7 protein-coding genes are annotated in these 7,275 nt (G+C 63.9%); 5 read left to right on the forward strand and 2 right to left on the reverse strand.

Annotated elements, in window-relative coordinates:
* Positions 1-930: 930 nt before the first annotated feature.
* Both OK17_RS18270 and OK17_RS18275 read right to left on the reverse strand, forming a co-directional pair.
* Positions 931-1,161 (reverse strand): hypothetical protein, encoded by a 231-nt coding sequence (locus tag OK17_RS18270; protein ID WP_461418303.1) that lies wholly within the window; start codon positions 1,159-1,161, stop codon positions 931-933.
* A 64-nt stretch (positions 1,162-1,225) separates the two neighbouring features.
* A complete protein-coding gene (locus OK17_RS18275) occupies positions 1,226-1,750 on the reverse strand; it encodes an MspA family porin (RefSeq protein WP_232715350.1) in 525 nt (174 codons plus the stop codon).
* A 917-nt stretch (positions 1,751-2,667) separates the two neighbouring features.
* On the opposite strand from OK17_RS18275, the gene OK17_RS18280 reads away from it, so the two are divergent.
* From OK17_RS18280 to OK17_RS18300, 5 genes are all read left to right on the forward strand, one after another.
* The gene (locus OK17_RS18280; RefSeq protein ID WP_461418306.1) at positions 2,668-2,841 is read left to right on the forward strand and encodes a hypothetical protein; all 174 of its coding nucleotides are present in this window, start codon (positions 2,668-2,670) and stop codon (positions 2,839-2,841) included.
* The gene (locus OK17_RS18285; RefSeq protein WP_461418307.1) at positions 2,814-3,356 is read left to right on the forward strand and encodes an alpha/beta fold hydrolase; all 543 of its coding nucleotides are present in this window, start codon (positions 2,814-2,816) and stop codon (positions 3,354-3,356) included. Before OK17_RS18280 ends, OK17_RS18285 begins: the two co-directional genes overlap by 28 nt.
* A 135-nt stretch (positions 3,357-3,491) precedes the next feature.
* Positions 3,492-4,385: an SGNH/GDSL hydrolase family protein gene (locus OK17_RS18290; RefSeq protein ID WP_461418304.1), complete on the forward strand. Its 894-nt coding sequence runs from the start codon at positions 3,492-3,494 to the stop codon at positions 4,383-4,385.
* Positions 4,386-4,594: 209 nt separating this feature from the next.
* Entirely contained in the window at positions 4,595-6,040 is a 1,446-nt protein-coding gene (gene eat, locus OK17_RS18295; protein ID WP_006864924.1) for an ethanolamine permease, read from the forward strand.
* A partial coding sequence (locus tag OK17_RS18300) for an ethanolamine ammonia-lyase subunit EutB (RefSeq protein ID WP_461418305.1) occupies positions 6,037-7,275 on the forward strand: 1,239 nt, incomplete at its 3' end. The genes eat and OK17_RS18300, both read left to right, overlap by 4 nt.

Genomic DNA, 7,275 nt, shown 5'->3' on the forward strand with positions numbered 1-7,275 from the left:
CGAGCCCCCAGCAAACCCGGGGCGATTCAGCCCAGGGTCGGGCGACATGGCTGACCGGGTTGCCGTCGCGGTCGTAGACGGTTGCCGAGCCGTCGGGGTTGACTTCGGTGTGCCCGCCGGGAGGCACGTTCATGGCGAACCGGTAGGTGGTAGGGGAGGTTTCGTCATGAATCAGGACCATCCTCGAGGGGCCAAGTGTGGCTTGCGTCGACCCTCCGCGCGTCAGGAGTGACCTGGCTCGCGGGTTGGCTGCGGCGATGGCTGCAGCGCCGGCAAGAATCCAGATCGGCAGCGGGATTGATGTTCGCTCATCGGTCGGGGTGTCGAGTCTGGCGACGGTTTCGGTTGGAAGGGTTCCGATGTCCTTGGTAATTGGGGCGCTATCGGTAGGTGCGTTGCCGCCGGTGCTGTTTGGTGCCGAAGGCGCGGACGGTACCGGTTGAGGTGCTTCTCTGATGGGGGCACCTGACTCGGGTGGAGCGGGTGTGACCGCACTGTCTGCGGCAGGGGAATGAGGGTCGCGCTGCGGGGACTGCTGGCCGGGGACGGGGACGATCGGGGTGCCGTTGCCTTCGCCGGGGCCGGGTCCGGGGTTGCCGGTGATACCGGGTCCGTTGTTTGAGCTGGTGTTGGCTGGTCCTGTGAGGGGTGGTGGAGTGTTCTGTGTGGGTGGTGGGGTGTAGGTGGGGACGCTGATGCAGGGCCAGCCGGCACCGTATTGTGCGCGCATCTGATCGCACAGTGGGTCGGCTTGGGCGGTCGGCTGGGAGCCGGTGAGTGCTGCCGAAGTGATCATGGCGGTGCCTGACAGAGTGGCCGCGAGAGCGAGAAGGGTTGTCGCACTGCGATGTCGGCGCCTGAGTGCAAAGCGTGTGCGGGTTTGGGTCATCGGTTACCGACAACCTTCCCGAGAATTGCGTCGGCGCCGCTCTAGAACCAGCGTCCCGCGATGGACATGAGGAGGAAGAATCCGAGGAAGACGGGGATCTGGCCCCAACGCTGGCTCCATTCGCCGAGGTGGTCGAGGTTGGCCGCGGCCAGGATCAGCAGGATGCAGCCGGCGACGAACAACGCGGCTTTGGTGACGACGGCGCGTCGGCCACCGCTGTCGGTAGGTGTGGCGTGGGCAGGTCCACCGGAATTAGTGGTGTTGTGAGACATGGATGTTCGATTCCCCCGAAGTCGAAAAGCCGAAAGTCTTGAGACGACTCAGAACAGAGGCGTGTCAGAGGTAGTGAGGCTGTCCGTACACATTGACGGTGTTGTCATTGGCCGGTGTGGAGATCGCGACCGTGACGTAGGAGCGCACCGCGACCGGACCGAGGCAGCCATCAACCTTGACGTGCACGCCATCGACGGTGAGCCCGGCGGTCGGTCCGGCGAGTTTCTTTGTGCCGAATGGGATGTTGGCGATGGTGCCAGGCTTCAAGGTAGTGGAGATGTTGCCGTTGGCTTGCGCGCCGACAATCAGCGCCGGCGGCCAAGAGATGGACATCTGGGCGGTGGGCCCGGCGGTCACTCCGAGGGTAAGTCCGGAGGTGACGTCAGTGTTGCAACCGATCTGGAAGCCGGCGCTAACGGTGCCCGCGGACACCGCGACCCGGCCTGCGCCGGAGATCCGTCCTTCGCCGCGTAGCGACAGGAAGCCTTCTCGGGTCCACGGTGATTGGTTGAGGGGCCGTACGCTTCGCACCTTCTCGTGCGCTTTGACGGCAGTGATCCGCCAGCCATCGGCGGTATGCTTCGACACCGTTTGATCAGCGAACGAGTATGGTCCTGCATCAGCTATGGCTGCGCCAGACGTGACCCCGAACGCGACCGTGGCTGCGGCGCAACCCGCGACCATCAGGCGACGCGCTGGTGACGCCACTACACCCCGCATATTCAACACTGGAAACCCCCGTTTTGTTAGTGTGAATGAGTGTAGACCATCACGGGGGGTGTCGATTGGCTAGCGCGACCGGACAGGTGTGCCTCGTATCACACCTACTCGGCAAGGAGTTGGCGGGCTGCGTTGATTTCGGCGTCAAGTCCGGCTGAGGAATGTCGGGTCGGTGCTATTCGAGGTCTGCACACTTAGCGCGCCGGCTCCGGTTCGTAGCCGACGAATCGATGCTGTCAGTCCGATCCGAATGCTGCTGTACGACAAGCCACGCCACAGGCTCAGGCTCTCGGGGGTCGTGAAACCTTCGATGCTCCGAATGTCGCTGTAACAGTTGGGTTGGCGCTTGCGGGGGCAAAGTTGGAGGAGTGCGCGAGCTGATGCATCTGATGCAATATGCAGCGGTCTAATTGACATAATGTATCTTATCGGCACTTACCTAGGACGAGTTGGAACGGTCTCTTGCAGCCCCAGCATCGCAGCCTGTTCCGCAACTGGTTTCGATCGCCGGCACGCGGTGGCGTGGTTTGTCGGGTCGATCCTCGGTCGAGGTGCATAGCGACGCTCACCGAAGTCCTCTTTCGTCGTTGATCGCGTCGCATTCCTGGCGGCTAGCCCCCTTTCTCCTATACGCAGCTCACCCTTAATAAAACGTCACTGTGACGAATAGCTGAACTTCAATGCCCCTTCAGAATTGCATTGTCTAAGCTGCTGTCGGACGTCCTGCCTGTGAGTGTCACGGCACCCCGTGGTCATCATGGCTGTGGAGGCCCATCGCCACCGCGCTGGCCCAACGGCACACGGTCTACCTCTGGGACATGCCTGGCTACGGAGAATCCTCGAAATTCGACGGCCAGGACGTGTCCCTCGCCGTCCAGGCGATGCTCTGGCCGCACTGGTTGATTCATGGGGCCTCGATCGACCCATCGTCATCGCACACGACTACGGCGGCGCGGTGAGCCTGCGGGCGCACCTTCTTCACAACACCGTATTCCGAGCGCTGGTGTTGGTTGATGTGGTAGCCCTAAGTCCCTGGGGCTCACCATTTTTCCGACTCGTAGCCGACAATGCTGACTTATTCGCGCAACTACCCGCGGCCCTACACCAAGGATTGGTCCGTGAGTACGTCGCCGGCGCCGCGCACCGCCCGATGCGCGACCTCGACCACGACGCGCTCGTCCGCCCCTGGCTCGGCGACGACGGTCAGGCCGCGTTCTATCGACAGATAGAGCAGGCCGACGAGCGTTACCCCCGGGACATCGAGCACCGCTACAACCAGCTCACGCTTCCGGTTCTCATGGTGTGGGGTGAACGGGACACCTGGATTCCTCCCGACCGGGCGCACACGCTCGCGGCCACTATCCCCGGCGCCGAACTCTGCATCGTCCCTGAAGCGGGCCACCTCATCCAGCTCGACGCCCCTGAACGCCTCACCGGCATACTGCTGGATTGGCTCGCCAGACTTCCTCGCTAGGTTGAGTTGTTTCATCACGACGTCTCGATGTACGCAAATGAAGTTCGCGCTCGACCGTGGATTGGTTCGGGCCCAGTCGTGCTAGTCTCATCAGCAACATCAGTAACATGAGCACCACGATCTGGAGTGCCCCGAATGCCCGTGCCGTACGGCCACAGCAAGCGCCGACGACTCGGCATCCGAACCATGCTGACCACGGCGGCCACCACCGCCGCGCTTGTCGGCGGGCTCCTCCATGCCGGCACGGCCCAGGCAGCCGACGGGCATCCGTACGTGAATCTCGGAGACAGCTACAGCGCGGGCGCAGCGGTTTTTCCCCAGGCGACGAATGCGGCGATGTTCTGCTCCAACTCGCTCGTCAACTACTCCCATCTCGTCGCAGAGCGACGCGGGACCCGGGTAGTCGATGCCAGTTGCTCAGGCGCGACGACCGAGGATCTGACTCGGCCGCAACACTTGTGGCAGGGACCGCAGATCAAGGCGGTAGGGCCGGCGACCCGCCTGATCACCTTGACGATCGGTGCGAACAACAACGGGTTCTTCAGCTTCGCGACCTCGGCCTGCCAGCAGGCCTGGTTGTCGGCCCCGTTGTCAGCCACTCCGTGCCGCGATAGGTACGGCACCTCGGTTGTCGACAAGATCAAGTCCTCGACCCATCCCGACCTCGTGAAAGCGTTGCGCGGAATCAACCGCGCCGCGCCGCGGGCCCGCGTGGTCCTCGTCGGGTATCCGCAGATCTTCCCCGCCAAGGGCTCTGCTCTCTGCTCGGCGTCGTTGCTCACGACGCCTGGAGATACCGCATACCTTCACCGGGCCTTCGTCGCCCTCAACGACGCCATGCGCCGCGCCGCCGCAACCACACGGGCCACCTTCGTCGACATGACCAAGGTCTCCGCCGGCCACGACGCATGCGCGGGCGCTCGGCGGTGGGTCGAGCCGACGTTGGGTGCGGTCAGCATCCCGGCGATGCACGCCAATGAACTCGGTCAGAAGGCGATGGCCGACCAGGTCGTGGCCGCACTGCGCTGAGGGCCTCTCCGAGCACCTACTCGCCCAGTCTTGCCGATCGGGCGGCATGTCTGTCCCGACGTCTCACCGCTACGTTCCCTGCCCTTTCGGACAGCCCACCACCTGACCAACCTGGTTGCAACGTTGCTCGCCTTAATGTCAGGCGTCACGTTTACGGATCACTGTGGCCTGGGTAACTGGGTCCAGGTCCTGTCCCGAGGAGGCCGGTCATGGCTATCGACGAATCTCAGAGTCCGCACCACCACATCGGTGGCGTGGACAGTCACGCGGAGTCGGCGGACTATCTCGCCAAGCGGCAGCTCAAGGGCGGCACCGCCGGTTGGCTGCTGCTCGCCGGTCTAGGTGTGAGTTACGTGGTCTCCGGCGACTATTCGGGCTGGAACTTCGGTCTTGGACACGGCGGCTTCGGCGGTCTCGCGATCGCCGCGGTCGTGATCGCCGCTATGTACCTGTGTCTGGTACTGGGAATGGCCGAGCTGTCCTCGGCTTTGCCTGCGGCCGGCGGTGGTTACACCTTCGCCCGTCGCGCACTCGGCCCATGGGGTGGATTCGCCACGGGCACTGCGATTTTGATCGAGTATTCGATTGCCCCTGCGGCGATCGCGACATTCATCGGCGCCTACGTCGAGTCGTTGAACCTGTTCGGGATCACCGACGGCTGGTGGGTGTATCTGGTCGTCTACATGATCTTCATCGGAATCCACCTGTCCGGCGCAGGTGAGGCGTTGAAGGTGATGTTCGCGATCACCGCCATCGCGTTGGTCGGTCTGATCATCTTCGCCATCACCGCCATCGGACACTTCGACGTCGCCAACCTCACCGACATCGCACCCAACGACGCCGCCGGGTCGTCGTCCTTCCTTCCGTTCGGCTACATCGGTATCTGGGCGGCCATTCCGTTCGCGATCTGGTTCTTCCTGGCGATCGAAGGTGTACCGCTGGCGGCCGAAGAGACCGCCAATCCCGAACGCAATGTTCCGCGGGGCATCATCGCCGCGATCAGCGTCCTGCTCGTCACCTGCGTGACCGTGCTGTTCCTCACGACCGGCGCGGGTGGTGCCGGTCCGATGTCGGAGTCGGGGAACCCGTTGGTCGAGGCTCTGGGCGACTCGTCGATGGCCAAGGTGGTCAACTACATCGGACTCGCCGGTCTGGTGGCGAGCTTCTTCTCGATCATCTACGCCTACTCGCGCCAGTTGTTCGCACTCTCCCGAGCCGGCTACCTGCCGACGGTGTTGTCGGTGACCAACCGACGCAAGGCGCCCACGCTCGCACTGATCGTGCCCGGGGTCATCGGCTTCCTGTTGTCCCTGACCGGCAAGGGCGACCTCCTGCTGAACATGGCCGTCTTCGGTGCCGCGTCGAGTTACGTGCTGATCATGGTCAGCCACATCGTTCTCCGTCGCCGCGAGCCGGACATGAAGCGCCCGTACCGCACTCCCGGCGGCGTCGTGACCACCGGCTTCGCCCTCGTCGTCGCGGTCATCGCGGTCATCGCCACGTTCCTCGTCGACGTGGTGGCGGCCTTGTGTTGCCTCGGGGTGTTCGCCCTGTTCATGCTCTACTTCGCCGTGTACAGCCGCCACAAGCTCGTCGCCAACTCTCCCGACGAGGAGTTCGCTGCCCTCGCCGAGGCGGAGGACGACCTGCGATGATCTACACCCAGTCGATCTCGGGTACCACCTACACCTTCGACGGGTTGGTCGAACTCATGGCCAAGGCCACTCCACGCCGCTCCGGCGACGAACTCGCCGGGTGTGCCGCCGAGTCCGATGCCGAACGGGCCGCTGCGGCATGGCAACTCGCCGATCTACCGCTGACAGCCTTCCTCGAGGAACAAGTCGTCCCGTATGAGTCCGACGAGGTCACCCGACTGATCATCGACACCCACGACCGGGTGGCGTTCCAGTCGATCGCACATCTCACCGTCGGCGGATTGCGCGACTGGTTCCTCGAGACCTCGACTCGCGCAGACAGTGCCGATCAGATCGCCGCTGTGGCACCAGGGCTGACCCCGGAAATGGTCGCCGCCGTGTCGAAGATCATGCGCAACCAGGACCTGATCCTGGTTGCCGCGGCCGCGACGGTCACCGCGGCGTTCCGCACCACGGTCGGTCTCCCAGGGCGCATCGCCACCCGACTGCAACCCAACCATCCGACCGACGATCCGCGCGGTATCGCGGCAGCGACTCTGGACGGATTGCTGATGGGCTGCGGAGACGCGGTGATCGGCATCAACCCGGCTACCGACTCACCTCACGCCACGTCGGAGTTGCTGTACCTGCTCGACGACATCCGGCAGCGCTTCGGGATCCCAATGCAATCCTGCGTCCTATCCCACGTCACCACCACCGTGGACCTGATCGAGAAAGGCGCACCGGTCGACCTCGTCTTCCAGTCGATCGCCGGAACCGAAGGCGCCAACCGAAGTTTCGGGATCGACATGGCGATCCTGCGGGAAGCCAACGAAGCCGGCCGATCCCTGAAGCGAGGCACCGTCGGGGACAACGTGATGTACCTCGAGACCGGGCAGGGCTCCGCGCTGTCGGCGAATGCGCATCTCGGCACCGGCGGCAAACCCGTAGATCAACAGACCCTGGAAACACGGGCATACGCGGTGGCGCGAGTTCTCGAACCACTCCTGATCAACACCGTTGTCGGGTTCATCGGACCCGAGTACCTCTACGACGGGAAACAGATCATCCGCGCCGGTCTCGAAGACCACTTCTGCGGCAAGATCCTCGGCCTCCCGATGGGGGTTGACGTCTGCTACACCAACCATGCCGAAGCAGACCAAGACGACATGGACACACTGCTGACCCTTCTGGGCGTCGCCGGCGCGGCGTTCGTCATCGCCGTCCCCGGCGCCGACGACGTCATGCTCGGCTAC

This window comes from Gordonia sp. GN26 (assembly GCF_054823965.1).

Excerpts from the sequence above, each read along its gene's own strand:
- eat (WP_006864924.1), top strand. The coding sequence starts at position 4,595 with ATGGCTATCGACGAATCTCAGAGTCCGCACCACCACATCGGTGGCGTG.
- OK17_RS18270 (WP_461418303.1), bottom strand. The coding sequence starts at position 1,161 with ATGTCTCACAACACCACTAATTCCGGTGGACCTGCCCACGCCACACCT.
- OK17_RS18290 (WP_461418304.1), top strand. The coding sequence starts at position 3,492 with ATGCCCGTGCCGTACGGCCACAGCAAGCGCCGACGACTCGGCATCCGA.